General features: G+C 74.4%; 21 protein-coding genes. 11 read left to right on the top strand and 10 right to left on the bottom strand.

Annotated features, from left to right (window positions below; genetic code table 11):
* The first annotated feature begins 166 nt into the window (after nucleotides 1–166).
* The gene (locus tag ACSUPT_RS09865; protein ID WP_351965973.1) at nucleotides 167–1,921 is read left to right on the top strand and encodes a glycoside hydrolase family 6 protein; all 1,755 of its coding nucleotides are present in this window, start codon (nucleotides 167–169) and stop codon (nucleotides 1,919–1,921) included.
* A 127-nt stretch (nucleotides 1,922–2,048) separates the two neighbouring features.
* Here ACSUPT_RS09865 and ACSUPT_RS09870 read toward each other — a convergent pair whose 3' ends face one another.
* Entirely contained in the window at nucleotides 2,049–2,753 is a 705-nt protein-coding gene (locus ACSUPT_RS09870) for a bleomycin resistance protein (protein ID WP_403501361.1), read from the bottom strand.
* Nucleotides 2,754–3,009: 256 nt separating this feature from the next.
* Between ACSUPT_RS09870 and ACSUPT_RS09875 the strand changes: the two genes are divergently transcribed.
* Nucleotides 3,010–3,393, top strand: coding sequence for a VOC family protein (locus ACSUPT_RS09875; protein WP_351965873.1), 384 nt, complete (start codon nucleotides 3,010–3,012; stop codon nucleotides 3,391–3,393).
* Nucleotides 3,394–3,534: 141 nt separating this feature from the next.
* Here ACSUPT_RS09875 and ACSUPT_RS09880 read toward each other — a convergent pair whose 3' ends face one another.
* Entirely contained in the window at nucleotides 3,535–3,996 is a 462-nt protein-coding gene (locus ACSUPT_RS09880) for a nuclear transport factor 2 family protein (protein ID WP_365727792.1), read from the bottom strand.
* A gap of 87 nt (nucleotides 3,997–4,083) precedes the next feature.
* Here ACSUPT_RS09880 and ACSUPT_RS09885 point away from each other — a divergent pair, with 87 nt between their 5' ends.
* Nucleotides 4,084–4,647 carry a TetR/AcrR family transcriptional regulator gene (locus ACSUPT_RS09885; RefSeq protein ID WP_436944068.1) on the top strand — a complete coding sequence of 188 codons (564 nt, stop codon included), beginning with the start codon at nucleotides 4,084–4,086 and terminating at the stop codon, nucleotides 4,645–4,647.
* Between the two features lie 37 nt (nucleotides 4,648–4,684).
* On the opposite strand, the gene ACSUPT_RS09890 is transcribed toward ACSUPT_RS09885, so the two are convergent.
* Nucleotides 4,685–6,901 (bottom strand): MMPL family transporter, encoded by a 2,217-nt coding sequence (locus ACSUPT_RS09890; protein ID WP_436944069.1) that lies wholly within the window; start codon nucleotides 6,899–6,901, stop codon nucleotides 4,685–4,687.
* A 293-nt stretch (nucleotides 6,902–7,194) separates the two neighbouring features.
* On the bottom strand, nucleotides 7,195–8,223 hold the full coding sequence (locus ACSUPT_RS09895; protein ID WP_351965877.1) for a LacI family DNA-binding transcriptional regulator: 1,029 nt from the start codon (nucleotides 8,221–8,223) through the stop codon (nucleotides 7,195–7,197).
* 547 nt (nucleotides 8,224–8,770) lie between these two features.
* Here ACSUPT_RS09895 and ACSUPT_RS09900 point away from each other — a divergent pair.
* From ACSUPT_RS09900 to ACSUPT_RS09915, 4 genes are all read left to right on the top strand, one after another.
* The gene (locus ACSUPT_RS09900; protein ID WP_351965878.1) at nucleotides 8,771–10,120 is read left to right on the top strand and encodes an ABC transporter substrate-binding protein; all 1,350 of its coding nucleotides are present in this window, start codon (nucleotides 8,771–8,773) and stop codon (nucleotides 10,118–10,120) included.
* Between the two features lie 238 nt (nucleotides 10,121–10,358).
* Nucleotides 10,359–11,318, top strand: a complete 960-nt coding sequence (locus tag ACSUPT_RS09905) for a carbohydrate ABC transporter permease (RefSeq protein WP_351965879.1) — start codon at nucleotides 10,359–10,361, stop codon at nucleotides 11,316–11,318.
* A gap of 3 nt (nucleotides 11,319–11,321) precedes the next feature.
* Nucleotides 11,322–12,170: a carbohydrate ABC transporter permease gene (locus tag ACSUPT_RS09910; protein ID WP_351965880.1), complete on the top strand. Its 849-nt coding sequence runs from the start codon at nucleotides 11,322–11,324 to the stop codon at nucleotides 12,168–12,170.
* Nucleotides 12,171–12,236: 66 nt separating this feature from the next.
* The gene (locus ACSUPT_RS09915) at nucleotides 12,237–13,757 is read left to right on the top strand and encodes a GH1 family beta-glucosidase (RefSeq protein ID WP_436944070.1); all 1,521 of its coding nucleotides are present in this window, start codon (nucleotides 12,237–12,239) and stop codon (nucleotides 13,755–13,757) included.
* An 89-nt stretch (nucleotides 13,758–13,846) separates the two neighbouring features.
* On the opposite strand, the gene ACSUPT_RS09920 is transcribed toward ACSUPT_RS09915, so the two are convergent.
* Entirely contained in the window at nucleotides 13,847–15,316 is a 1,470-nt protein-coding gene (locus tag ACSUPT_RS09920) for a glycoside hydrolase family 18 protein (RefSeq protein WP_436944071.1), read from the bottom strand.
* A gap of 239 nt (nucleotides 15,317–15,555) precedes the next feature.
* Here ACSUPT_RS09920 and ACSUPT_RS09925 point away from each other — a divergent pair, with 239 nt between their 5' ends.
* On the top strand, nucleotides 15,556–17,559 hold the full coding sequence (locus tag ACSUPT_RS09925; RefSeq protein ID WP_436944072.1) for a protein kinase domain-containing protein: 2,004 nt from the start codon (nucleotides 15,556–15,558) through the stop codon (nucleotides 17,557–17,559).
* 131 nt (nucleotides 17,560–17,690) lie between these two features.
* On the opposite strand, the gene ACSUPT_RS09930 is transcribed toward ACSUPT_RS09925, so the two are convergent.
* Both ACSUPT_RS09930 and ACSUPT_RS09935 read right to left on the bottom strand, forming a co-directional pair.
* Nucleotides 17,691–19,091 carry a sensor histidine kinase gene (locus ACSUPT_RS09930; protein ID WP_404143135.1) on the bottom strand — a complete coding sequence of 467 codons (1,401 nt, stop codon included), beginning with the start codon at nucleotides 19,089–19,091 and terminating at the stop codon, nucleotides 17,691–17,693.
* Nucleotides 19,088–19,774: a response regulator transcription factor gene (locus tag ACSUPT_RS09935; RefSeq protein ID WP_351965885.1), complete on the bottom strand. Its 687-nt coding sequence runs from the start codon at nucleotides 19,772–19,774 to the stop codon at nucleotides 19,088–19,090. Before ACSUPT_RS09935 ends, ACSUPT_RS09930 begins: the two co-directional genes overlap by 4 nt.
* A gap of 69 nt (nucleotides 19,775–19,843) precedes the next feature.
* On the opposite strand from ACSUPT_RS09935, the gene ACSUPT_RS09940 reads away from it, so the two are divergent.
* Both ACSUPT_RS09940 and ACSUPT_RS09945 read left to right on the top strand, forming a co-directional pair.
* Complete coding sequence (locus tag ACSUPT_RS09940; protein WP_436944073.1) at nucleotides 19,844–20,410, top strand: hypothetical protein; 567 nt, start codon at nucleotides 19,844–19,846, stop codon at nucleotides 20,408–20,410.
* A gap of 88 nt (nucleotides 20,411–20,498) precedes the next feature.
* Nucleotides 20,499–21,116: a DUF1707 SHOCT-like domain-containing protein gene (locus tag ACSUPT_RS09945; RefSeq protein ID WP_436944074.1), complete on the top strand. Its 618-nt coding sequence runs from the start codon at nucleotides 20,499–20,501 to the stop codon at nucleotides 21,114–21,116.
* Between the two features lie 121 nt (nucleotides 21,117–21,237).
* On the opposite strand, the gene ACSUPT_RS09950 is transcribed toward ACSUPT_RS09945, so the two are convergent.
* From ACSUPT_RS09950 to ACSUPT_RS09960, 3 genes are all read right to left on the bottom strand, one after another.
* Complete coding sequence (locus tag ACSUPT_RS09950) at nucleotides 21,238–21,789, bottom strand: hypothetical protein (RefSeq protein WP_436944075.1); 552 nt, start codon at nucleotides 21,787–21,789, stop codon at nucleotides 21,238–21,240.
* A 72-nt stretch (nucleotides 21,790–21,861) separates the two neighbouring features.
* Entirely contained in the window at nucleotides 21,862–22,731 is an 870-nt protein-coding gene (locus tag ACSUPT_RS09955; protein ID WP_436944076.1) for a spermidine synthase, read from the bottom strand.
* Nucleotides 22,732–22,861: 130 nt separating this feature from the next.
* Complete coding sequence (locus ACSUPT_RS09960) at nucleotides 22,862–23,404, bottom strand: hypothetical protein (protein WP_436944077.1); 543 nt, start codon at nucleotides 23,402–23,404, stop codon at nucleotides 22,862–22,864.
* A 248-nt stretch (nucleotides 23,405–23,652) separates the two neighbouring features.
* Here ACSUPT_RS09960 and ACSUPT_RS09965 point away from each other — a divergent pair, with 248 nt between their 5' ends.
* Entirely contained in the window at nucleotides 23,653–25,044 is a 1,392-nt protein-coding gene (locus tag ACSUPT_RS09965) for a tetratricopeptide repeat protein (protein WP_436944078.1), read from the top strand.
* Nucleotides 25,045–25,088 lie beyond the last annotated feature (44 nt).

Below are 25,088 nucleotides of genomic sequence, written 5' to 3' on the forward strand. Positions count from 1 at the left end.
ATCCCCGCGACCGACGGCAGCCGGGCGAGCCGCCCGCGCCGCGGCGACGCCGGGACACCACAGCACCGAGCACCACAGCGCCAGTGCACCGGAACGCCGCGGCGTCAGGACCGGGACGCCGCGTGGTTCCCATCCCCAGAGAGGAAACCCCACCCCCATGAGCCGCATGAGCACCGCCCCCGCCACCCGCACCACCACACTCCGCCCCCCGCCACGGCGGCGCCGCACCGCGGTACTCGCCGCCTGCACGCTGATCGCCACCGCCGGCGCCACCGCGACCGCCCTGTCGTCCCCCGCCGGGGCCGCGGCGCCGGGCTGCAAGGTCGACTACGCGGTGACCAGCCAGTGGAGCAACGGCTTCGGCGCGAACGTCACCGTCACCAACACCGGCGACCCGGTGAGCAACTGGACGCTGGAGTGGTCCTTCGCCGGCGACCAGAAGGTGACGCAGCACTGGAACGCCGGGATCACCCAGTCGGGCGCGGCCGTCACCGCGAAGAACGTGTCGTGGAACGGGGCGCTCGCCACCGGCGCGTCCACGTCGTTCGGCTTCAACGGCTCGTACAGCGGGACGAACGCCGTCCCGGCCACGTTCAAGCTGAACGGCGTGGTCTGCAACGGCTCGACCGGGCCGACGGACCCGCCGCCCACCGACCCGCCGCCGGTCGGCGACCGCGTCGACAACCCGTACGCGGGCGCCAAGGTGTACGTGAACCCCGAGTGGTCCGCGAAGGCGGCCGCCGAACCGGGCGGGACCAAGGTCTCCAACCAGCCCACGGGCGTCTGGCTCGACCGGATCGCCGCCATCAACGGCGTCAACGGCGGCATGGGCCTGCGCGACCACCTGGACGAGGCCCTGCGCCAGAAGGGCAGCGGCGAGCTGGCGATCCAGCTCGTGATCTACAACCTGCCGGGCCGCGACTGCGCCGCGCTGGCCTCCAACGGCGAGCTGGGCCCGACGGAGATCGACCGCTACAAGAAGGAGTACATCGACCCGATCGCGCAGATCCTCGCCGACCCCAAGTACGCGGGCCTGCGGATCGTCACGACCGTCGAGATCGACAGCCTCCCGAACCTGGTCACCAACGTCACCCCTCGCCCGACGGCCACGCCCAACTGCGACGTCATGAAGGCCAACGGCAACTACGTCAAGGGCGTCGGGTACGCGCTGGCCAAGCTCGGCGCGGTCAAGAACGTCTACAACTACGTGGACGCCGGGCACCACGGCTGGCTCGGCTGGGACGACAACTTCGGCGCGTCCGCCCAGATCTTCAAGCAGGCGGCGACGGCCGAGGGCTCCACGGTCGCCAACGTCCACGGCTTCATCGTCAACACGGCCAACTACAGCGCCCTGAAGGAGGACCACTTCACCATCAACGACACGGTGAACGGCCAGTCGGTGCGCACCTCCAAGTGGGTCGACTGGAACCGGTACACCGACGAGTTGTCGTACGCGCAGGCCATGCGCAACGAGCTGGTGCGGATCGGCTTCGACCCGAAGCTGGGCATGCTGATCGACACCTCCCGCAACGGCTGGGGCGGCACGGCCAGGCCGACCGGGCCCGGCGCGACGACGAGCGTCGACACCTACGTCGACGGCGGCCGCTACGACCGGCGCATCCACCTCGGCAACTGGTGCAACCAGGCCGGTGCCGGACTCGGCGAGCGGCCGCGGGCCAACCCGGAGCCGGGTATCGACGCGTACGTGTGGATGAAGCCCCCGGGCGAGTCCGACGGGTCGAGCAAGGCCATCCCGAACGACGAGGGCAAGGGCTTCGACCGGATGTGCGACCCGACGTACACGGGCAACCCGCGGAACAACTACAACATGTCGGGCGCCCTCCCGGACGCCCCCGTCTCGGGCCACTGGTTCTCGGCCCAGTTCCAGGAGCTGCTGAAGAACGCCCACCCGGCGCTCTGACGCCCCGCCCCTGAACGAGCCCCCGCCCCCGGTGCGGTCCAGACCCGGGGGCGGGGGCCCCAGCGTGCGCGGCGCCCTGCCCGGCGGCGGCGCGGACGGCGGGCGCGGTCGCCGGTGCCGGGCGCGTTCAGCCCTCGGCGAGTTCGGCGAGTCTGCGCAGGTCGTCTCGGGCCTCCTCCTCGCCGGCGGCGTCCAGGACGACGGCACGGGCGCGGGCCAGGGCGCCGAGCGCGGCCGGTTCGTCGCCGAGACGGCGGGCGGCGTCGGCCCGCAGGACCAGCAGGCGCAGGAGCTGCACCGGGGTCGCCTCCTCGCCCTCCGCCTCCAGGGCCCGGTCGACGACCCGGGCGGCGGCGGCCGGGTCCTCCCGCGAGTCGGCGAACAGCGCGGCGTGGTGCAGGGCGCGCGCCACGGCACCCTCCGGCGCGGGCCTGTGGTGCTGGTCCGCGCCGAGCTCCTGGGCGACGCGCAGGCAGTTGCCGCCCGGGTCGGTCATCAGGAACTGCCGGACGCCGTGCGAGGCGGTCCGCAGCGCGCCGAGCCGCGGCAGCCCCCGCGAGGGCACCCGCCCGTAGGCGGCCTTCAGGCGGGCGCGGAAGTCCTCGTACAGCGCGTCGACGTCCTCGGTGCGCACGACGCAGGTGCTGTACGACTCGGCCGGCTCGTACCGCCGCATCCCGAAGAAGTGCAGCTGCAGGCCGCCCCGCCGGACGACCGCGTACGGGTTGGGGCTCGACTGGTGGAACGTCACCTCGAATCCGAGAGCGGTGTAGAAGTCCAGTACGGGCTGAAGGGTCCGGCACGGCAGGACCGGAATCGTCTGCTCTCCCATACCGGCAAACTAGTCAAAGTTTAGTAGTGGGGCCAGGGTCCGCGGGGGAACGGCCGGAAACGCGTGGTGCGCGGGTGGCGGGAGTGGTTACGGTCGGAGCGTGACTGCCGGGTCGGCCTCGTCGAGGCCTGAGCGAGAGAAGTCCCCGGCCTCTTCGTGAGGACGGGGCGGGCCAGGGGCCCGCCGGGGGGTGCCGCGCGCGTCGAGCGCGCACCGAGCCGTCCCCGCATTCCCTCACCCCTCAGGAGAGGTCACCATGACCGCCGATCTCAACCACACCGTCGTCCACGCCTCCGACAAGCGGGCCTCCGCCGCGTTCCTCGCGGGAATCCTCGGCCTGGAGGTCGGGGCGCCGTTCGGGCCGTTCATCCCCGTCGACACCGGCAACGGCGTGACGCTGGACTTCTACGCCGCGGAAGGCCCCGTCACGCCGCAGCACTACGCGTTCCTCGTGCCGGACGAGGAGTTCGACACGATGATCGACCGGCTGGAGGCGGCCGGCGTCACGTACTACGCCGACCCGCACCACACCGAGCCCGGACGGATCAACCGCCTCTTCGGCGGCCGGGGCGCCTACTTCGACGACCCGGACGGCCACAACATGGAGATCATGACGCGCCCGTACGCCCGCCCCGCGTAGGCACCGCCCCGCCCCCGGCCGCCGGTACGGCCGGGGGCGCCGGGCTCCGGGCGCCGGGGCTCCGGGGCTCCGGGGCTCCGGGGCTCCGGGGCTCCGGGGCTCCGGGGCTCCGGGGCTCCGGGGCGATCCGGGGGACAGGCCCTAGCGGAGCGGGATGCCGGCGCCTCGCTCGGCGGCGCTCCGGGGGCCGCGGATGCGCCGGTCGGCCTCCGCGATGGGGGTGTCGTTGATGCTGGCCTCGCGGCGCCGCATGAGGCCGTGCTCGTCGAACTCCCACAGCTCGTTGCCGTAGCTGCGCCACCACTGGTCCCCGGCGTCGCGCCACTCGTACTGGAAGCGGACGGCGATCCGGTCGCCGTCGAACGCCCAGAGGCTCTTGCGCAGCGCGTAGTCCCGCTCGCGCTCCCACTTGCGGGTCAGGAACGCGACGATCTCCTCGCGGCCCCGGAGGAACACATCCCTGTTCCGCCACACCGAGTCCGGGGTGTAGGCGAGCGCCACGCGCCGGGGGTCGCGGGTGTTCCAGGCGTCCTCGGCGGCCTGGACCTTCCGCAGCGCCGACTCGCGGTCGAACGGCGGGCAGGGCGGGCGATCTTCCGGCACGGTGACCTCCTCGTATGGAGAACGGGCGTTCTCCACTGGTGCGGACTAAGGTAGGGAACGCCCGTTCTCTACGTCAAGGAGCCCCGGATGCCGGCCCCGATCACCGAGGAGCAGAACCGCCTGGACCTCGAGGCGCTGCTCGACGCGGCGGAGCGGTTCTTCTACGAGCGGGGCATCCAGGCCGTCGGGATGGACCAGGTGCGCGCGGCGTCGGGCCTGCCGCTGAAGCGGATCTACCGGTTCTTCCCGGCGAAGGAGGACCTGGTCGTGGCGGTGCTGCGACGGCGCGACCAGCGGTGGAGGGGCGAACTGACGGCCGCGGTGGAGCGGGTCCCGGACCCCCGGGAGCGCGTGCTGGCCGTCTTCGACTGGCTCGCCGAGTGGTTCCGGACGCCCGGCTTCCGGGGCTGCGCCTGGATCAACGCCCACGGGGAGCTGGGCTCCTCGTCGGAGGCGGTGCTGGCCGAGGTGCGCGCGCACAAGCGGGCGTTCCACGACCAGGTCGCCGAGTGGGTCGCCGCGACCGGGGTGCCGGTGGCGGAACCGGTCTTCCTGCTCGCCGAGGGGGCCATCGTGACGGCGGGCATCACCGGCGACCCGGCCCCGGCCCGCCACGCCCGCACGGCGGTCGCGGCACTGCTCGCGCCGTGAGCGGCGCGGCAGGCTGCTCTCCCATGCCGGACACCGGTCACACCTGACTGGAGGAGCCGGCGAGGGACGGGTCGGGCTGCGGCGGCCGGGTGGTCGAGGGTCCGGCCGCGTGTCGGCCCCGGCGGGCGGCGTCGAGGCCACCGGGCCACCAGTTCCACCGGCCGAGGGCCGTCATCAGGGCCGGCAGGACGAAGATCCGGATCACCACGGCGTCCATCAGGATCGCCGCCGCCAGTCCGACGCCCAGCTGCTTGAACTCCACCATGCTGAGCGTGCCGAAGACCGCGAACACGGCCACCATGACGATCGCCGCGCTGGTCACGACGCCGGCGGACCGGGTGATGCCGTCCCGGACGGCCTCGCGGACGCGCGCCCCGTCGAGCGCGGCCTCGCGGATCCGGCTGACGACGAACACGTGGTAGTCCATCGACAGGCCGAACAGCACCACGAAGAGGAAGAGCGGCAGCCAGGACACGACCGCGCCCGAGCTGTGGAAGTCCAGCAGGTCCTCCGCCCAGGTGTGCTGGAAGACCGCGACGAGGACACCGAACGAGGCGGCGGCCGACAGCAGGTTGAGGAGGATCGCGGAGAGCGCCACGGCGAGCGAGCGGAAGATGACGGCCATGGTGGCGAACGTCAGCAACAGGACGAAGCCGACCACCCACGGCATCCGGTCCTCCAGGTGGCCGGTGAAGTCGATCCCCTGGGCGACCTTGCCGCCGACCGCGCCCTCGGCGCCCCGGACGGGCGCGAGCGCCTCGGGCAGCCACTCCCGCAGCAGTTCGAGGGAGTCCCGCGCGCCGTCGCTCTTCGGCGAGTACGGCGTGCCGACGGCGACGGTGTGCACGCGCCGGTCGGCCGACACGCGGATCTCGGGCGTCCGGTCGTGGGCGAACAGCCGCTGCCCCTCGGTGCGGCCCAGCAGGGCCCTGAGCGCGGACTCGACCTCCCCGGCCCGTTGGGCGGGGGCGCGCACGGCCACGTGGTGCGTGGTGCCCTCGCTGGGGAAGGCGGACGTCAGCCGGTCCATGGCCTGGACGACCGGGATGTCGCGGGACAGGTCGTCGGAGCCCGGCTGCTTCAGCTTCATGTCGAGGGCCGGCAGGGCGAGGGCGAGCAGCGCGCCGACGGACATCACGAGGGTGAGCACGGGCCGTACGAGGGCGGGGCGCAGCATCAGGGGCCAGAGCCGGGACTCGCCGGAGCGCATCGTGAGCCGCCACAGGAGGGGCACCTTCGGCCGGTCCACCCAGCGTCCGAGCTTGGCGAGGAGCGCGGGGAGCACGGTCAGCGAGGCGAGGACGGCGACGGCCACCACGATGATCGACCCGGTGGCCAGGGACGCGAACGTGGCCTCCTGGGCGAGGTAGAGGCCCGCCATGGAGACGATGACGGTCGTGCCGGAGACGACGACGGTGTGCCCCGAGGTCTCGGCGGCGATCTCGATGGCGTCCAGGTGGGAGGCGCCCTTGTGGCGCTCCTCCCGCTCCCGCTTGAGGTAGAAGAGCGAGTAATCGACGCCGACGGCCATGCCCATCAGCAGGATGACGTTGCTCACCGCGCTGGTCTCGGGCAGGACGTGCGAGGCCAGCGTGGACAGCCCGATCGCGGCGCCGACACAGGACACGGCGAGCAGGACCGGCACTCCGGCGGCGATGACCGCGCCGAAGACGACGAGCAGGATCAGCAGGGTCAGCGGGAGGCTGATCAGCTCGGCCTTCTCGAAGTCCTCGCCCAGGGTGTCGCCGAGCCCCTTGGCGGTGGATCCGGTGCCGACCTGGTCGATCCTCAGCCCCTCGTGGGCCCGCTCGGTCGCCGCGCTCGCGTCGAGCAGCGGCTGGACCCGCGTGTCGGCGGTCTCGGTGTCGCCCGTCATGGTCACGGGCAGCAGCAGGGCCGTGCCGTCCGGGGCGGGGAGTGCGGTGCCGACGCTCTCCACCTCGGGCAGGGCTCGCATCCTCCCGGTCAGCTCGGCGGCCGCCTTCCGCGCGGTGGCGAGGTCGAGCTTCCCGCCGTTCGCGGCGCTGATCAGGACGTTCTCCTCGGGCTTCTCGGTGAAGTGCCCCGAGGCGGTGATGCGCCCGGCCCGGCCCGACTCGCCGACCCCCGACTCCTCGTCGCTGATCCGGTCGGTGCCGGCGGCTCCGCCCAGCAGGAGGCACAGCGCGACGAAGACCACCCAGAGCCCGATGGCGGACCAGGGATGTGTGGCGCTCCATCGCGCGATCCGTACCGTGGCCGGTTTCCTACGCACCTTCTGTTCCCCTCCCGTTGGCGCGGCGACCGCCGGGGCGGCCGCCGTTTCACGACGAGGGGAACGCTAGGCACCGAAGAGCGGCCGGAACACGAGGCAAACCACCCGGGTGACGGCGGGGTCGCGCAGCGCCACCCTGCGGTTTTCCGCACCGGGGCCCACTCGGAGCCCGTACGGGAACCCGCCCGGCGGCGCCACGGGGGGGGCCGCCTCCCACGGGCGTCCGAGAGGCGGCCGACGGGCGGCCGGCAGGCCTCCGGCGGTCCTGGTCGGGGGGCCGCCCGCGCCGGGGGTCAGGCGGACTGGCGTACGACCAGTTCCGTCGGCAGCACCAGGCGGCGCGGTTCCGCGTCCCCGCCGGCGATCTCCTGGAGCAGTACGCGGGCCATCACGCGGCCCATCTCCTCGATCGGCTGGCGCACGCTCGTCAGCGGCGGGTCCATGTGGCGGGCCACCGCCGAGTCGTCCACGCCGACCAGCGCCACGTCGTCCGGGACGCGCCGACCCGCCTCGCGCAGCGCCACCCGCGCGCCCGCCGCCATGACGTCCGACGCGGCGAACACCGCGTCCAGGTCCGGGCACCGCTCCAGCAGCCCGCGCATCGCCCGCCGGCCGCCCTCCTCGGTGAAGTCGGCGGCGGCGACCAGCCGTTCGTCGCCCGGCAGCCCCGCCGCCGCCAGGCCCCTGCGGTAGCCGTCGAGGCGGCAGCGCGCCACGTACATGTCGAGCGGGCCGGTGATCGTGGCGATCCGGCGGCGGCCGCGCTCCGCCAGGTGCGCCACCGCAGAGCAGCCGGCGCCCACGTTGTCGGAGTCCACGTACGCCACCGGCTCCTCCTCGGAGCGGCGGCCGTTGAGCACGGCCGGGATGTCCAGGCCCCGCACGATGTCGGGGAGCGGATCGTCGGCGTGCACGGACACCAGCAGCACACCGTCGACGCGCTGCGCCGCCAGATACTGCTCGAAGCGCTGCCGCTCCTGGCTCGACCGGATCAGCGTCAGCAGCAACTGCTTGTCCGCGTCCGCCAGTTCGGCACTCACCCCGCGGATGATGTCGAGGAAGTACGGCTCCGCGAACAGCCGCGCCTCCGTCTCCGGTATCACCAGCGCCACCGCGTCCGTACGGGCGCCGGCCAGCGCGCGGGCGGCGCGGTTGGGCACGTAGCCCAGTTCGGCGATGGCGCGGGAGACGGCGGCCTTCGCGCGGTCGCTGACCCGCGGCGAGCCGTTGATCACGCGGGACACCGTGCCCCGGCCGACACCCGCCCGGGCCGCGACCTCCTCCAGAGTGGGCCTGCCGCCCTGCCGTCCGTTCACCGCCATGGCGTCACGTCTCCCGTCCAGTCCGATGCGGCCCAACCTAGAGCCTGCACCCCCAGAGCCTGCACCGCTCCCCGGCCTCAGCGGGAGGCCCAGGACCTGACCCTGGGTAGTGGGAGCGCTCCCAACCTAGCGGATCGTGGCGCCCCGCTCCAGCGGCCTCCCGCCTCGGCCGCCTTGAGGAACCGAAGGCGCGCACCGCACTGCGGACGATGCCAACTCGGTACCGCGCAATCGGCGTTCATCTCTTGACACCCGCACCCGCCAGGCAGCAACCTTCCGGACATACGGGTGGGAGCGCTCCCATGAAGCCCGTGGCGACCCTGGCCGCCACGCGCCCGGACGCCCCCGCCCCTGCCCGAACGGCGCCCGACCGGCACCCGGCAGGCGCCCCACCGGCGCCTTGCCGACGCCCCACGGCGCCCGAGCCGCCGCACGCCGCCCGCATCCGACCGGCACCCCGCCCGGCACCCGGCCGGCCCACCCGGCACCGACCGCCCGCGACCCGGCGCACGACCAGCACCACCACCCTGGACGAGGAGAGTGGAGAATGCGCACTTCCAGCAGCACCCCCGACCTGCCCCGCAGACGCCGCCGCCGCGCGCTCGCGGCGACCGCCCTCACGGCCTGCGCGGCCCTGATCGCCGGGTGCGGCGACGGCGGAGGCGACGACTCCGCCGCGGACGGCGGGAAGATCACCCTGCGGATCGGCACCTTCGGTTCGTTCGGCTACGACAACGACAACGGCGCCAAGCTCTACGCCGAGTACGAGAAGCTGAACCCGCACATCAAGATCGTCGAGTCGAACGTCGCCGACGGGCAGAAGTACTGGGACACCCTGAAGCTGCGCCTCTCCCGCAACAGCGGCCTCGCCGACATCCAGGCCGTCGAGGTCGGCTACATCGCCGAGGCGACCGGCCCCACCCTGGGCGACAAGTGGGTGGACCTGTCCAAGACCGGCGGCGCCGACCTGAGCGCCTTCCTCGACTGGAAGGTCAAGCAGGCCACCACCGCCGACGGCAAGGTCATCGGCCTCGGCACCGACATCGGCCCCATGGCCATCTGCTACAACAAGGACCTCTTCGCCAAGGCCAAACTGCCCACCGACCGCGAGCAGGTCGCCAGGCTGTGGGCGGGCGACTGGGCCAAGTTCGTCGCCACCGGCAGGACGTACCAGCGCAACGCGCCCGCCGGGACCTCCTTCCACGACTCCGCGAGCGGCCTGTTCAACGCCGTCCTGTCCAGCCAGCCCCAGCAGTACGCCAACGACAAGGGCGAACTCGACTGGGAGAACAGCCCCGGCGTCAAGACCGCGTGGAACCTCGCCGTGGAGGCCGCGCAGGGCGGGATGACCGCGAAGCTGCGCCAGTTCGACGAGAAGGGCACCTGGAACGCCGGGTTCAAGAACTCCCGGTTCGCCACCGTCGCCTGCCCGTCCTGGATGACCGGCATCATCAAGGACCAGGCGGGCCCCGCCAACCAGGGCAAGTGGGACATCGCCGCGCCGCCCGTCGCCGGCAACTGGGGCGGCTCCTTCCTCGCCGTGCCGAAGGCCGGCAAGCACGCCGAGGAGGCCGCGAAGCTCGCCGCGTGGCTGACGGCGCCCGAGCAGCACGCCAAGGTCTTCGGCGTGAACGGCAACATCCCGTCCACCAAGGACACGCTGGCCTCACCGGCCGTGCAGAACGCGAAGATCCCGTACTTCGGGGACACGCCGGTCGGGAAGATCTACTCCTCGGCGGCCGCGGGGATCACGCCCGCGCCGGTCAGCCGGTGGGACGGGCAGGTCAAGACGTTCCTGACGGACAACGGGATCCTCGATGTGGAGCAGCGGGGCACCAAGCCCGACGCCGCCTGGGCGACGGTGAAGAAGCTGGTCGACGACAAGATCGCCCAGTAGCCGGGGCGGCGCCCGCCCCGGTGCTCCCTCACCGGGGCGGCGCGCCCCGAGGGCCCCGCGGGCGGTGCGCCGTGCCGGTTCGCCGCGGGCGGGCGTCCGGTCGCGCCCGCCCTCCCCCGCGGTCCTGGCCCCGCCCGGCCAGAGGCCCCTCGCCGTGCGGGACGCCCGCCCGCAACCGGAACCTCCCCGAGCCCCGCAGCAGCCCACGCCGCATTCACCCTGGAAGGACGACGCCCTCGTGGTCACCCCCTCCGCACCCCCCAAGCCTCCCCCCGCACCGGCGCGTACCGGGTGGCGCAGCCGGCTCTACCGGTGGGACCTGAAGGCGACGCCGTACGCGTTCGTGGCGCCGTTCTTCCTCTGCTTCGCCGCCTTCGGGCTGTTCCCGCTGATCTACACCGGCTGGCTGTCGCTGCACCGGGTCGAGCTGGGCGGCGAGGCCGAGTGGCGCGGCTTCGACAACTACACCGCCCTGTGGGACAGCGACTTCTTCTGGAACGCGCTGGCCAACACCTTCACCATCGGCGTCATCTCCACCGTGCCGCAGCTCCTCATGGCGCTGGGCCTGGCGCATCTGCTCAACTACAAGCTGCGCGGCCGCGGTTTCTTCCGGGTCGCCGTCCTCGCCCCGTACGCCACCTCCATCGCCGCGGCGACGCTCGTCTTCGCCCAGCTGTTCAACAGCGACTACGGGCTGATCAACACGGTGCTCGGCTGGGTCGGCTTCGAGCCGGTCGACTGGGAGTCGTCGAAGTGGCCCGCGCAGATCGCCATCTCCGTGATCGTGACATGGCGGTGGACCGGCTACAACGCGCTGATCTACCTCGCCGCGATGCAGGCCGTCCCGCAGGACCTGTACGAGGCGGCCGCGCTCGACGGGGCTTCGCGCTGGCGGCAGTTCATCAGCGTCACCATCCCCTCCATCCGCCCCACCATCCTCTTCACCATCGTCGTCTCGACCATCGGCGCGACCCAGCTGTTCGGTGAGCCGATGCTGTTCGGCGGCAGCCTGGGCGTCAGCGGCGGCAGCGGCAACCAGTTCCAGACGCTCAGCCTGCTCATGTACGAGAAGGGCTGGGTGACCGGCGCGCTCGGCCAGGCGTCGGCGATCGCCTGGGTGATGCTGCTGCTCCTGCTGCTCATCGGGGGCCTCCGGCTGCTCGCCGGCCGTGTCGGTCGCGGAAAGTCGGAGGTCTGACCCATGAAGCTCAAGCAAGCCGCCGGGCGCCAGCACCACGCCGGGCCCCTCACCTACGTCCTGCTCGGGCTCGCCGCCCTGGTCTCCCTCTTCCCGCTGTACTGGAACCTCGTCGCCGCCTCCCACTCGGGCGAACGGGTCGTCGAGGCCCCCGCGCCGCTGCTGCCCGGGCCCCGGCTGCTGGACAACCTCACCTTCGCCTGGAACCAGGTCGACATGGGCGAGGCGCTGATCAACACCACGGTCGTGGCGGGGCTCGTGGCGGCGTCCACCGTCGTCTTCTCCACGCTCGCCGGGTTCGCCTTCGCCAAGCTCCCGTTCCGCGGCCGCAACGTGCTGCTGGCGCTGGTCGTGGCGACCATGACGATCCCGCCGCAGCTCAGCGTCATCCCGCTCTACCAGATCATCACCGACCTGGGCTGGGTCGACCAGCTCCAGTCGGTGGTGCTGCCGTCGCTGGTCGCCGCGTTCGGGGTGTTCTTCATGCGGCAGTACCTGCTGGAGGCGCTGCCCGTCGAACTGATCGAGGCGGCCCGCGTGGACGGCGCCCACAGCCTGCGGATCATCTGGCACGTGGTCTTCCCCGTCGCCCGGCCCGCGATGGCCGTGCTGGGCATGCTGGTCTTCGTCCAGGCGTGGAACGACTTCTTCTGGCCGTTCATCGCGCTCACCCCGGACGGCAACCCGACCCTCCAGGTCGCCCTCGCCGGGCTCGGCTCCGGCAACCACACGGTCAACCAGGCCATCGTCCTGACCGGCGCGCTGATCTCCACGCTGCCGCTGCTGGCCGTCTTCGCCGTCCTGGGCAAGCACATCGTGGGCGGCATCACCTCGGGCGCCGTCAAGAGCTGACGCCCCGCCCCGCTCACCGTTCCTCTTCCCGTAGCCCGTTCCTCTCCGCGTTGGGAGCGCTCTCCTATGACTGCGTCCGAAGCACGGCCGCTCACCGCGACCCGCACGTTCCCGCCCGGTTTCCTCTGGGGGGCCGCCACCGCCGCGTACCAGATCGAGGGCGCGGCCGCCGAGGACGGCCGTACGCCGTCCATCTGGGACACCTTCTCCCACACGCCGGGCAAGGTGTTCGGCGGGCACACCGGGGACGTGGCCGTCGACCACTACCACCGGTTCCGCGACGACGTCCGGCTGATGCGCGAGCTGGGCCTCACCGCGTACCGCTTCTCCGTCTCCTGGTCACGGGTGCAGCCGACCGGGCGCGGCCCTGCCGTGCAGAAGGGCCTGGACTTCTACCGGGCGCTCGTCGACGAGCTGCTCGCGGCGGGCATCCGGCCCGCGCTGACCCTCTACCACTGGGACCTGCCGCAGGAGCTGGAGGACGCCGGCGGCTGGCCGGAACGCGCCACGGCCGAGCGGTTCGGCGAGTACGCGGCGCTCGTCGCCGACGCGCTGGGCGACCGGGTCGAGCGGTGGACCACGCTCAACGAGCCCTGGTGCAGCGCCTTCCTCGGCTACGGCTCCGGGGTGCACGCGCCGGGGCGCACGGACCCGGTCGCCGCGCTGCGCGCCGCCCACCATCTGAACCTCGCCCACGGGCTGGCCGTACAGGCGCTGCGGGCGGCCCTCCCGCCGCGCGCCGAGGTCGGCGTGTCCCTCAACCTCCACGAGGTGCGGCCGCTGACGCGCGGCCCGAAGGACGTGGAGGCGGCGCGGCGGATCGACACGGTCGGCAACGGGATCTGGCTCGGCCCGATGCTCGACGGCGCCTACCCGGAGGACCTGCCCGCGGACACCGCGCGGCTCACCGACTGGGCGTTCGCCCGGCCCGGCGACACGGCGACGGCCCACCAGCCGCTGGACTTCCTGGGCGTCAACTACTACACGCCGACGGTGGTGTCGGCGGCCGGCGGCGCCGAGCCGGGCATGGCGGACGGCGGGCACGGCGGCGGCGCGTTCTCGCCGTGGCCGGGCGCGGACGAGGTCGTGTTCCACCAGCCGCCGGGCGAGCGGACCGCGATGGGCTGGTCCGTGGACGCGTCGGGCCTGTACGACCTGCTGACGCGGCTGGCCCGGAAGTACCCGGAGCTGCCGCTGTACGTCACCGAGAACGGCGCCGCGTACGAGGACGTCGTCGGCCCGGACGGCACGGTCCACGACCCGGAGCGCATCGCCTATCTGCACGGCCATCTGGAGGCGGTGCACCGGGCGGTGGAGGACGGCGCGGACGTGCGCGGGTACTTCCTGTGGTCGCTGATGGACAACTTCGAGTGGGCGTACGGGTACGGGAAGCGGTTCGGTGCCGTGCACGTCGACTACGCGACGCAGGCGCGCACCCCCAAGGCCAGCGCCCACTGGTACGCGCGGCTGGCCCGTACGGGGACGCTGCCGGGCCCGGACGGCGGCCCCGGCCCGGACGGGCGGCCGGCGCCCGGGACCTCCCCGGACGCGGGGCCGGCCGTGGAGGCGGGCCCGGTCGCGGGCTGACGGCGGGCGCGCGCCCCGGCCGGGGTGGGGTGGACGGCCGGGGCGCGCGGTGTGGGGGGCGGCGGTTCGCGGGGCCCGCGACGGGCGGGCTACCGGTAGGCGGCGAACGCCTTGGTGAAGGCCAGGGGCTGCTGGAGGATCGAGGAGCAGGTCGGGTCGGCGTGGTTCACGGCGCCGGCCGCGCACTGCTTGTCGCGGGTCGAGGACCACATCGACAGCCAGCCGATGCCCTTCGAGCGGGCGAAGTCCACCAGCTGCGCGGCGTCGTCGACCCTGAAGACCTCGGTGGTGACGTCGTTGACGCCGATCATCGGGGTGACGGCGACCGTCTTCCACGCCGCCGCGTCGGACAGCCCGAGCACGCCCTTGATCTGCGCCTGCGTCGCGGTGGCCGCCTCGATGGCGTACCGGCCCATGTCGCCGCTGTAGGCGGGGCCGTAGTCCATGGCCATGATGTTGACGGCGCCGATCCGCACGCCGTTCTTCCGCGCGTCGGCGAGCAGGTCCACGCCCGGCTGGGTGAGGCCCTCGGGCATGACCGGCAGCGTGAACGACACGTCGAGCCCCGGACGCGTCTTCTGGAGCCGGGCGATGGCCTGGGCGCGGCGGGTGTTGGCGGCCGCGTCGGGCAGGGCGGCGCCCTCCACGTCGAAGTCCACCTTCGTCAGCTTGTACTGGTCGACGACCTTGCCGTACGCGGCGGTTAGGGAGGCCGCGTCGGCGCAGTTGAGCGCCAGCTCGCTGCCGGCGGCGCCGCCGAAGGAGACCCGGACGTCACCGCCCTTGGCCCGCAGGGCGCCGATCTGCGCGGCGACCTTGTCGTCCGCCAGGTCGGTGACACCGCCCCAGCGCGGGACGCAGCCGCCGCCGGAGGTGATGAACGCGAGGTTGAACTCCTTGACGCCGGTCTTCTCGACGGTGTCCAGCAGGTCGTAGGCCGGGTGGAGGGAGGTGTCGACGTACGGGGCGAACCGGGCGCCGCCCGCCGGGGAGCCGGTGGGCGCGGGGCTCGTGGGCGCGGGGGTCGCGGGGCTCGTCGGGGTGGCGGTAGGCGTCGGGGTCGGGGCGGGGGTGGGCCGGTCCGTGGGGCGGCCGGAGGGCTGCGGCGTGGGGCCCTGCCCGGCGGAGCAGCTCACCCGGTCGACGAGGCAGCCCGCCGGGTCGCCGGGCGCGGCGCCCTGGTCGGCGGCGGTGACGAAGCCGACCGTGACGGACGCGCCGGGCGCCAGGTCCCGGTTCCAGCCCGCCGGCTTCACGGTGACGTGTCGCCCGTCGACCGTGTGCTCGCCGTTCCACAGGGAGCTCAGCCGCGTCCCGGCCGGCAGGTCGAACTCCAGCGTCCACCCGGAGCGCGCCTGCCCGGTGGTGTTGGTGATGACGTACTGGCCGGTGTAACCGCCGCTCCAGGCGCTGGTCCTGGTGTAGGCGGCGCTCACCGCGCCGGCCTGCGCCGTGCCGGTGAAGGCGAACGCCGCGCCTCCCGCCAGCGCCGCCGCGACCAGCGCGCCGATCGCCTTCGCCCTGCCGCTGCTCCTGCGCCGGTGCGTCACTGTGCCCATCGCTGTGCCTGCCTCGTCTTGCCGGGTGGGGGGTGTGGGATGTCCGGAGTGGGGGGTGTGGGGGGTGGTGCGCGGCAGACGCTAGCGAGGCCGGAACGGACAATCGGCGCGTTCGGGGCGGCCGTCCGGGATCTTAGGCTCCGCTTAAGGAAGGCATCGGCGTGGATTAAAGATCGGGGCTCGGACCGGCGCCGTGATCCCCGGCCGGGCGGGTGCGCGGCTGTGCGTAAGATCCGACGGTGCATCCGATCACCGCTGAAGACCCCGCGTGGATAGGCCCCTACCGTCTCCTCGGCCGCCTCGGAGCCGGAGGCATGGGCCGCGTGTACCTCGCGCGCAGCGAGGGCGGTCGTACGGTCGCCGTGAAGCTGGTCCTCCGGGAGCTGGCACGCGACGACGAGTTCAGGCGGCGCTTCGCCCAGGAGGTGGCCGCCGCGCGGCGCGTCGGCGGCCAGTGGACCGCCCCGGTGCTCGACGCCGACACGGACGCGGACGTGCCGTGGGTGGCGACCGGGTACGTACCGGGCCCGTCGCTGACCGAGGTGGTCGACCGCGACCACGGGCCCCTGCCGGACACCTCCGTACGGGCCCTGGCGAGCGGCCTGTCGCAGGCGCTGGCGTCGATCCACGCGGTGGGGCTGGTCCACCGGGACCTGAAGCCGTCGAACATCCTGGTCACGGTGGACGGGCCGCGCGTCATCGACTTCGGCATCGCCCGCGCCCTGGACGGCCGGAGCGCCGCCGCCGACGTGCGGACCCGCACCGGGGTGATGGTCGGCTCACCCGGCTTCATGTCGCCCGAGCAGGTGCGCGGCGAGAGCGTCACGGCCGCGTCGGACGTGTTCTGCCTGGGCGCCGTCCTCGCGTACGCGGCGACGGGACGCACCCCCTTCGGCGGCGCCGACAGCGGCGTCCACACCGTGCTCTACCGGATCGCGCAGGAGGAACCGGACCTGGAGGGCGTGCCGTCGAAGGTCGCCGGACTCGTCCGCGCCTGCCTCATCAAGGACCCGGCCGGGCGGCCCACGGTGGCCGAGCTGGTCGACGCGACGCGCGACGCGGAACCGGCGGGTGCCTGGCTGCCGGGCGCGCTCCTGGCCCAGCTGGGCCAGCGGGCGGCGCGGCTCCTGGACACCGAGGCGCCCCAGGCGGACCGCCGGGCCCCGCAGCCGCACACCCCGCAGGCGCACGCCCCGCACGTGCCGGGTCCGCGGGCCCCGCACACCGCCGTGCCGGACGCGTCGCCGGCCCTCGCCGCGACCCACGGGCCCTCCCCGTACGGGCCGACGGCCCTGAGCACCCCACACACGCCGCCGCCCGGCCCCTACGGGCCGGTGCAGCACTCCCCCTACGGGCCCCGCCCGGTCCACAACGCCCCGCACCCGCAGACGTACGCGCCCCTGCCACCGCCCGCCCCGGCCCGCGGCGGCGGCCGGACCGCGCTCATCGTGACCTGCTCGGTCCTCGGCGGCATCCTCCTCGTACCGGTCATCCTGATCATCATCGGCATCCTGGTCGACAAGGACGACAAGGCGGAGACGCCCGAGATCAGGAAGATCGAAGGGGCCGTCCCCGACCAGTACCTCGGGTCCTGGGAGGGCGTGATCCGCACGGCGTCGGGCGAACGCGTGCACGGCCGGTTCGAGATCCGGCAGGGCGAGAGGAACATGCCCGTCGCCAAGGTCCGGCTGACCCGCCCGCGGGCCCTCTGCGAGGGCGAGAGCCCGCTGCGCACGGTGGACGACGAGAAGATCACCCTCGGCGCGGGCACCAGGACGCGGGCCGTCCCGAAGGGCACGGAGGACTGCGCGCCCCCGCCGCCGCTGACGCTCGCCGCCCGGACGGACGGCAAGCTGGACTGGCGGATGGACGGCGCGAAGGCGGTCCTCGAACCGTCCACGACCCAGCGCACCGCCGTGCACCCCAAGTACCTCGGCACCTGGCAGCTGGGCGCCGCGCGCGCCGACGACCGGCTGAGGATCACCATCGAGCAGGGCGACGTGGGCAAGCAGGTGGCCACGGCGACCGGTGCGGGCCGCCACAAGGACTGCACATGGGTGTCCGTCCTCGCCGGCGCCCACAACGACCGCCTGGTGCTGAGCCCGCTGGAGCCGTCCACGTCCTCCTGCCCGGTGCGCGGCCGCATGGTCATCACCCCGGCCGGCGAGGGCAAGCTGTACGTCACGCGCGGCGACGAGACGGGCGGCGGCGCCCTGGAGGAACTGACCCGCGTGGAGCCGTAGGCACGCCGCCGCGCGGGCGCCGGGCCGACGGCCGCGGGACCGGAGGCGCAGAGCCGCGGGCGCCGGGGGCGCAGGCGTGCGGCCGTGTGAGCGCAGGGGCATGGGGTCTCGGACCTCCGTGGCGGGCGCGGTCAGGCGGGGGCGCCGCGACGGCGCGCCCGGCGGGTGCGGCGCGTCCGCTGCCGCCGGGCGGCCGGGCCAGGGCCCCGTACACCGAGGCCCAGCCACACGCGGACCTCCGCGCCGCCCAGCACCGACCGGCCGATCCGCACATCGCCGCCGGTCGACTCGGCCACCCGGCGCACGATGTCCAGGCCGAGCCCCGTCGACCCGTCGCGCGCCCCGCTGTTGCCGCGTACGAGCGCCGCCTCCGGGTCGGCGATCCCCGGACCGGCGTCGGACACCAGCACGATCACCGCGTCGCCGGCGTCGTGCACGTCCACCGCGAACGCGGCGCCCTCCGGGGTGTGGCGGAAGACGTTGCCGAGCAACGCGTCGAGCGCGGCCGCCAGTTCGGGCCGCGCGACGGGGACCCGTACGGGCCGCTCCACTCCGGCGAGCCGTACCGTACGGCCCTCGTCCTCCGCGAGCGCGGACCAGAACGCCATCCGCTCCCGTACGACCTCCGAGACGTCGCAGCCCGCGCCCGGCCCGGCCGCCGTCGTCTGCGGCTTGGCCTCACGCGCCGTACGGATGATCGTGTCGACCTCCCGCTCCAGCTGCTCCACGGCCGCCCGGGTCTGCTCGGCCGCCGGGCCCTCGCCCAGCGAGGCGGCGTTGAGGCGCAGCACGGTCAGCGGGGTGCGCAGCCGGTGCGACAGGTCGGCGGCGAGCTCCCGCTCGTTGGCGAGGAGCCGCACGACCTGGTCGGCCATGGAGTTGAACGCGACGGCGGCCGAGCGCAGTTCGGCGGGGCCCTCCTCCGGTACGCGGGCGCCGAGCCTGCCCTCGCCCAGGTCGTGGGCGGCGCGCGCCAGGCGCTGGGCGGGCAGCACCATGCGCACGCCGAGCCGGTCGGCGACGGCGACGGACCCGACGACCAGGGCGGCGCCGACCCCGGCGAGGACCAGCCAGGCCGTGCCGAGCCCGCGGGTCAGCTCGCCCTCCGGGACGAACACCTCCACGACGGCGATCTGCCCGGTGCCGAGCGCGGTCGGCTGGAGCAGTACGGAGCCCCCGGCGACCTCCGCGACGGAGGCGCGCGGCACCCGCCGCACCGTCTCCAGGTCGGCGCCGGCGGCCCGGCCGGTGCCGATCTCCAGGGCGGCGCCGCCGGGCGGTTCGGGCGGCGCGGGGATGTGCACGGCCATCCGCCCGGCCGCCCCGGCCTGCGTGGAGGCGACCGCCCGTTCCAGCGCGGCGCGCTCGGTGGTGATGGACAGGGTGGGGCCGATCGCGGCGGCCTGCCGCTCGGCGTTGCCGAAGGCGCGGTCGCGGGCCAGCTCCTTGATGACCAGGCCCAGCGGCACGGCGAACGCGAGGACGACCATCGTCGTGACGGCCAGCGCGACCTTGACGAGGGCCCATCTCACCTCGGCGGCTCCAGTTTCACGCCGACGCCGCGCAGCGTGTGCAGATAGCGGGGCCTCGCCGCGGTCTCGCCCAGCTTGCGGCGCAGCCACGACAGATGGACGTCGATGGTCTGGTCGTCGCCGTACGCCTGCTGCCACACCTCGGCGAGCAGTTCCCGGCGCGGTACGACGACGCCGGGCCGCGCGGCGAGGAACGCCAGCAGGTCGAACTCGCGGCGCGTCAGGTCGAGCCGCCGCCCGTCCAGTTCGGCGCGGCGGCGCAGCGGGTCGACGGTGAGGCCGCCGACGCGCAGGACCGCGCCGGCCGGGGCTTCGCCGGTGCCGCGCGCCCGGCGCAGTACGGCCGCGATCCGCGCCGACAGGTGCTCCACGGAGAACGGCTTGGTGAGGTAGTCGTCGGCGCCGTCGTTGAGGAGCCGTACGATCTCCGCCTCGTCGTCCCGCGCGGTCGCGATGATGACGGGCACGTCGGTGATGCCGCGCAGCATCTTCAGCGCCTCCGCCCCGTCGAGGTCGGGCAGCCCGAGGTCCAGGATGACCACGTCGAACCGGTGATGGGCGACCTCGCGCAGCGCCTCCAGGGCCGTGCCGACGCTCCGCACCGCGTGGGCGGCCTCCGTCAGGTGCCGGATGAGGGCGGAGCGCACGAACTGGTCGTCCTCGACCACGAGCACACTTGCCATGGGCCGCACCGTACGCCATCCGGCGGAACGCGAGGGACCGTTGTCGACGCGGTGGGCGGGTGGTGCACTATGGCCCGGATGCGAAGAGGACTGGTTCACGCCCTGGCGTGGTCGCTCGCCACGGGCGGGTCGGTCACCCTGTCGTGGTGGGGCGTGCACACGGTGATGTCGGGCACGGTGTACGACCGGCCGAGCGCCCTGCCGCTGACGTCGGCGGGCCCGCCCCCGCAGGCGGCGTCCACCTCCCGCCCCCGCCCCCCGGCGCCGTCCTCCCCCTCCGGGAACGCGTCCCCCTCCACGCCCCCGTCCGCGTCCCCTTCCGCCCCGCGCCCCGCGCCCCCGGCCCCGTCCGCGACGAGGGCGCCGGACCCGTCCCGTACGCCGTCCCCTACCGCCCCGGCGTCCTCCGGGAAGGTCAGGAGCTATGTGGTGGACGGCGGCCGGACGGCGTTCTCCCTGGGTGAGCGGTCCGCCGAACTGGTCTCGGCGACCCCGGCGCCGGGCTGGCAGATGCAGGTGTGGAAGGCGGAGGGCTGGCTGCGGGTGACGTTCACCCGCGACGACCGGGAGATCTCGGTGTTCTGCGTCTGGCACGACTCGCCACCCCGCGTGGAGATCGACGAACGCCGCACCTGACATGACGTCGGGTCCGCTCCATCCTCCTTGTCCCCGGCCCCTGTTGAAAGAACGCGCCCCCATCCCACCGCCCGCCTATCCTGGGCCCATGACTGCCGAGCCTCCGGAGCCCTCCGCGCACCCCGTCCCCGCGGAGAGGCTGCGCGCCTCCGACGACGACCGGGAGGCGGTGGTGGAGCGGCTGCGCGACGCGGCGGCCGAGGGGCGCATCGACTTCGACGAACTGGACGCCCGCCTGGAGCAGGCACTGACCTCGAAGACGTACGCCGAGCTCGCCGAGCTGACCGCGGACCTGCCGCGGCCGGCCACCCCGGCGGACCGGCCCCCGCTGGTGCTCAAGGGCGGCATGTCCGGCGCGTCCGTGGGGCCGGGGCGCTGGGAGGTCCCGGGACGGGTGATCGCCCACGGCGGCGTGGGAGGCGTGAAGGTGGACTTCAGCCGCGTCGAATGCCGTCTCGCGGAGGTCACCGTGGAGGCGTACGGGGAGACGTCCGGCGTCACGGTCGTCATCCCCGACGGCTGGGCGGCGGACACCAGCGGCATGGACCCCGGCGTGGGCGGCCTGAAGGACAAGACCACCCCGGACCGGCTCCCGGGCACACCACTGGTCAAGCTCATCGGGTCCGGCGGCATGGCGGGCGTGATCATCCGCCACCCCGACCGCCGCGAACGCCGCAAGCTGCAGAGCAACCCGCCACGGGGCTGACACCCCGCCCGGCTGCGCGCCGGACCGCCCCGCCTCCCGGTCCTCCGGCACGGCGGCGCGGACGTCCGGTCCGCCGGGCGCGGGCGGCCCGGCCGGGCTTCGCCCAAGGCCCGGGCGGCGTTCAGCGCTGCCAGAGGAAGGCGGCCTCGTCGCAGGGGCGGCAGTGGAAGACGTAGCCGAGGCCGCCTCCGCCGAAGTTGGCCGACGTGGCGAAGTCGGCGCCCTCCTCGAACTCGGCCGTGAAGGCCATACGGGCGGCGCAGGACGGGCACGCGGGGGTCTCGTCGCCTTGCAGCCAGTGCGGTGCCTCGCCCTGCCAGCCCAGCACCGGCTCCTCGGTCGGGGAGTCCTCCGGGTGGGGGCGCAGGGCGGTCACCGCGCCGAGCAGCGTCTCGCCCCCGGCGGGGACGGTGGCCGCCGCCAGCGGGCCGCTGAAGACGAAGGCGCGGTTGGCGCCGGCCGTGGCGTCCCATTCCTCGCACAGGCCGGGCTTGTTCTGGCAGAGGAAGACCGCGATCACACCGCGGTCGAGGGGCAGATGGGCGAAGAACATCATGGGACCGCCGCATGCGCGGCAGTCCGGCCAGACGAAGCCCTCCGGGACGAGGGGCACTCCCCCCGTGCGCAGCACGGGAGCGTCGGCCTCGGCCGTCCCGTCGTGTACCAGCAGCATGGCCGAAAGCCTAGGCGCAGCCTCCCCCGCTCCGGGCGGCGGGTGCCGGGGCCCGCCGGACGGGGGCGGGGCCTAGTCGCGGAAGACGGACGGCGGGGGTTCCGGGGACGCCTTCGCCGACGCGTCCGTCACGGGCGCCGCGCCGCCGGTGAAGTCCGCGAGGGCCCTGCCGTGCTCGACGCGCCCCGGGTGCGGGTCGCTCGCCACGCGGCGGGTGAACTCCGCGACCGGCAGTGGCGCGGCGGAGGCGACCAGGACGGCGTTGCCGAAGCGGCGGCCGCGCAGCACCACCGGGTCGGCGGCGAGCGCCAGCTCGGGGAAGACGGCGGCGGCGGTCGCGATCTGGCCGCGCAGATGGGCCAGCGGCGGCCCGTCGGCGAGGTTCGCGGCGTACTGGCCGTCCGGCCTCAGCACGCGGCGCACCTCGGTGAGGAACTCGGTGCTGGTCAGATGCGCGGGGGTGCGGGCGCCGCTGAAGACGTCCGCGACGACCAGGTCCGCCCAGTCGTCGGGCAGCTTGGCGAGACCGGCGCGGGCGTCGGCGCCCCGTACCCGTATCCGCGCCGACGGGTCGAGCGGCAGGACCCGCCGTATGAGCCCGACCAGCGGGGTGTCGATCTCCACCACCTGCTGGGTGGAGCGGGGCCGGGTCGCGGCGGTGTACCGGGCGAGGGTGAACGCGCCGCCGCCGAGGTGCACGACCTGCAGCGGCCTCCCGGGCGGCGCGGCGAGGTCGATGACGTGGCCGAGGCGCCGCTGGTACGCGAAGTCCAAGTGGGCCGGGTCGTCCAGATCCACGTGCGACTGCGGGGCGCCGTCGATGAGCAGCGTCCACGCGCGGGGGCGCTCCCGGTCGGGTACGAGCTCGGCGAGGCCGCCGTCGACGGGCTCGCTCACCGTCTCCGCCGCCGCCCGTCCGCCCCGCTGCCTGTTCCTCGCCACCCGCCCATTATCGGCCGCCCCGCGGCGGAACCCGGCCGCGGCCAGGACGGCGGCCGCACACCACGACGGCCGGCACCCCGCAGCGCCGCACCCCGAGACGGCCGGCACCGCGCGGCGCCCCGTGGCGGCGTCAGCGGCAGTTGTCGGCGGCTCTGAGGAGGCGGGCGGCCTCGTCCAGGGCCTCGCGCAGCAGCGCCGGGTCCGTGACCGGGTCCGTGTCGGCGGGCGGGAGGAGCCAGCCGCTGCCGGGCACGGGCGGTGCGGGCGCCGGGCCGCGCTCCCCGTCCGGGGCCGCGGGGAGCCGCAGGCCGCGCCCGTCCGTCCGCGTGCAGGCGCTGCCCGGCACGTCCCAGTCGGCCGCCGTGCCCGGCGGGACGACGAAACCGAGCGTGCCACCGGCGTCGTCGTGCAGGACGGGACCGACCGACGGGGCGCCGCGGCGCAGGATGTCGACCGCCTCCAGGCCCTGCCGGGCGGGGACGGTGACCAGATCGCAGACCTCCCCCGCCTCTCCCGTCCCGTCCGCCTCGTCCATGTCGTCCATGTCGTCCACCGGGTGCTCGCGGGCCTCGCCGCCGTCCTGCGGGCCCGGCGGTGGCGCGCTCTCGTCCCGTGTGGGCGCGTGCCGCAGGCTGGTCTGCGGTTCGCCGCCTTCGCGTGCGCTGGCCTCCATGCCGACCTCCAACAAGGGGAACCCCTCCTCGCCCGAGCCCCGAGTGGAGACACGTTCCGTCTCTCCGGGGGGTTCAACGGCGGGGGGCGTCAACGGCTACGGCGATTTCCCGCCGCAAAGGATGGCACTTCATGGCGGATCGTGGGTGAGATATCCGTTTTGTAGCTAAACCATGGGTATGGCCACTGCCACAGCAGGTACGTTCTTGCTCCGCCGGAACGTCGGCAGCACGTAGGAGAGGGCTCGCCATGGCCTCGTCACGGGCAGTTCCGAATCTCGCCTTCCGCCGCCTGCGGGGGCAGCGCTCCCCCGGGGAGTTCGCCGCCGCGGTACGCCGGGCAGCCCGGGAGATCGGCGAGCAGGTGGCGTGTGACGCCCGTTACATCGGCCGCGTGGAATCGGGTGAGATCCGCTGCCCCAACTACGCGTATGAACGGGTGTTCCTGCACATGTTCCCCGGCCGGTCGCTGGCCGACCTGGGGTTCGTGGCGCGGGAGCGCGTACGGGGCCGGGCCGCGCGTGCGGCGGCCGGTGCTCCGGCACCCCCCACCCCTTTCCGGAACGATGAGGAGAGCGACGTGCTGCGTCGCGCATTCATGACGGGCGGCACCGCCACCGTGGCGGCCGCCTCCCTCGGCCTCGCCGCCGTACCCGCAGCCCGGGCCGCCGGGCAGGGCGGCGCGGACACGCTGGCGGCGATCCCGGCCCCCCGAGCGGGCGGCCGCTTCGGCGAGCCGGAGGTCGCCGCCGTCGAGGAGGCCGTACGGCGCATCCGGCTGCTCGACGACCGGCACGGCGCCGACGGGCTGTACGCCAGGGCCGCGGCGCCGCTGCGGTCGGCGTACGCGCTGCTCGACTCGGGCACGCCGGCCCGGCAGTCCGCGGCGGACCGGCTCCACACGGGCGCCGGCGAACTGGCCCTGTCCGTGGGGTGGCTGGCGCACGACTCGGGCCGCATGGAGGACGCCCGCTCCCACTACGCGGAGGCGCTCGCCACCGCCCGTGTGGGGGGCGATCCGGGCCTTGAGGCGCACGCGTTCTCCAACACGTCGTTCCTCGCCAGGGACGCGGGCCGGTTCCGCGAGGCCGTACGGGCCGCGCAGGCCGGGCAGCGCGCGGCCAGGCACCTGTCGTCCGCGCGCCTGCTGTCGCTGCTGGCGCTGCGCGAGGCGGGCGGCTGGGCAGGGCTCGCCGACCGGGCGTCCTGCGAGGAGGCGCTGGGGCGGGCGCACACGCTGTTCGGGCGGGGCGCGTCGGACGCCGACCCCGAGTGGATGACGTTCTTCGGGGAGCCCGAGCTGGAGTTCCTGGAGGCGCAGTGCTGGTCGCTGCTGGGCGAGCCGGACCGCGCGGTGCGCCACGCCCGCCGGGCGGCCGCGCTGAACGACCCCGGCTTCGCGCGGAACCTCGCCCTGTACCGCGCCCAGCTGGCCGCCGACCTGGCCCGGTTCGGCGCCCCGGACGAGGCGGCCGCGGTCGGCGGGCAGGTGCTGGACCTGCTGGGCGACGTGCGGTCCACCCGCATCGAGGCGATGCTCGCGCAGACCGCCCGCGTCCTGCACCCCCATCGCGCCAGGCCCGAGGTCGCCGCCTTCCTCACCCGGCGCCGCCCCCTCGTTCCGCACCAGGGCGGCGCCTAGGGCCATCTTTCGGATCTTCCCCGGGGCCACGTGGCCGCCCGTAC

Origin of the sequence: Streptomyces sp. SudanB25_2051 (assembly GCF_964272635.1) — a bacterium.
Lineage (GTDB): Bacteria > Actinomycetota > Actinomycetes > Streptomycetales > Streptomycetaceae > Streptomyces.

Bases quoted from the DNA above. Each gene is read 5' to 3' on its own strand.
- ACSUPT_RS09920 (WP_436944071.1), bottom strand. From the start codon at position 15,316: ATGGGCACAGTGACGCACCGGCGCAGGAGCAGCGGCAGGGCGAAGGCG.
- ACSUPT_RS09960 (WP_436944077.1), bottom strand. From the start codon at position 23,404: ATGGAGGCCAGCGCACGCGAAGGCGGCGAACCGCAGACCAGCCTGCGG.
- ACSUPT_RS09935 (WP_351965885.1), bottom strand. From the start codon at position 19,774: ATGGCAAGTGTGCTCGTGGTCGAGGACGACCAGTTCGTGCGCTCCGCC.
- ACSUPT_RS09870 (WP_403501361.1), bottom strand. From the start codon at position 2,753: ATGGGAGAGCAGACGATTCCGGTCCTGCCGTGCCGGACCCTTCAGCCC.
- ACSUPT_RS09865 (WP_351965973.1), top strand. From the start codon at position 167: ATGAGCACCGCCCCCGCCACCCGCACCACCACACTCCGCCCCCCGCCA.
- ACSUPT_RS09915 (WP_436944070.1), top strand. From the start codon at position 12,237: ATGACTGCGTCCGAAGCACGGCCGCTCACCGCGACCCGCACGTTCCCG.
- ACSUPT_RS09900 (WP_351965878.1), top strand. From the start codon at position 8,771: ATGCGCACTTCCAGCAGCACCCCCGACCTGCCCCGCAGACGCCGCCGC.
- ACSUPT_RS09885 (WP_436944068.1), top strand. From the start codon at position 4,084: ATGCCGGCCCCGATCACCGAGGAGCAGAACCGCCTGGACCTCGAGGCG.
- ACSUPT_RS09940 (WP_436944073.1), top strand. From the start codon at position 19,844: ATGGCCCGGATGCGAAGAGGACTGGTTCACGCCCTGGCGTGGTCGCTC.
- ACSUPT_RS09965 (WP_436944078.1), top strand. From the start codon at position 23,653: ATGGCCTCGTCACGGGCAGTTCCGAATCTCGCCTTCCGCCGCCTGCGG.
- ACSUPT_RS09950 (WP_436944075.1), bottom strand. From the start codon at position 21,789: ATGCTGCTGGTACACGACGGGACGGCCGAGGCCGACGCTCCCGTGCTG.
- ACSUPT_RS09875 (WP_351965873.1), top strand. From the start codon at position 3,010: ATGACCGCCGATCTCAACCACACCGTCGTCCACGCCTCCGACAAGCGG.
- ACSUPT_RS09895 (WP_351965877.1), bottom strand. From the start codon at position 8,223: ATGGCGGTGAACGGACGGCAGGGCGGCAGGCCCACTCTGGAGGAGGTC.
- ACSUPT_RS09910 (WP_351965880.1), top strand. From the start codon at position 11,322: ATGAAGCTCAAGCAAGCCGCCGGGCGCCAGCACCACGCCGGGCCCCTC.
- ACSUPT_RS09945 (WP_436944074.1), top strand. From the start codon at position 20,499: ATGACTGCCGAGCCTCCGGAGCCCTCCGCGCACCCCGTCCCCGCGGAG.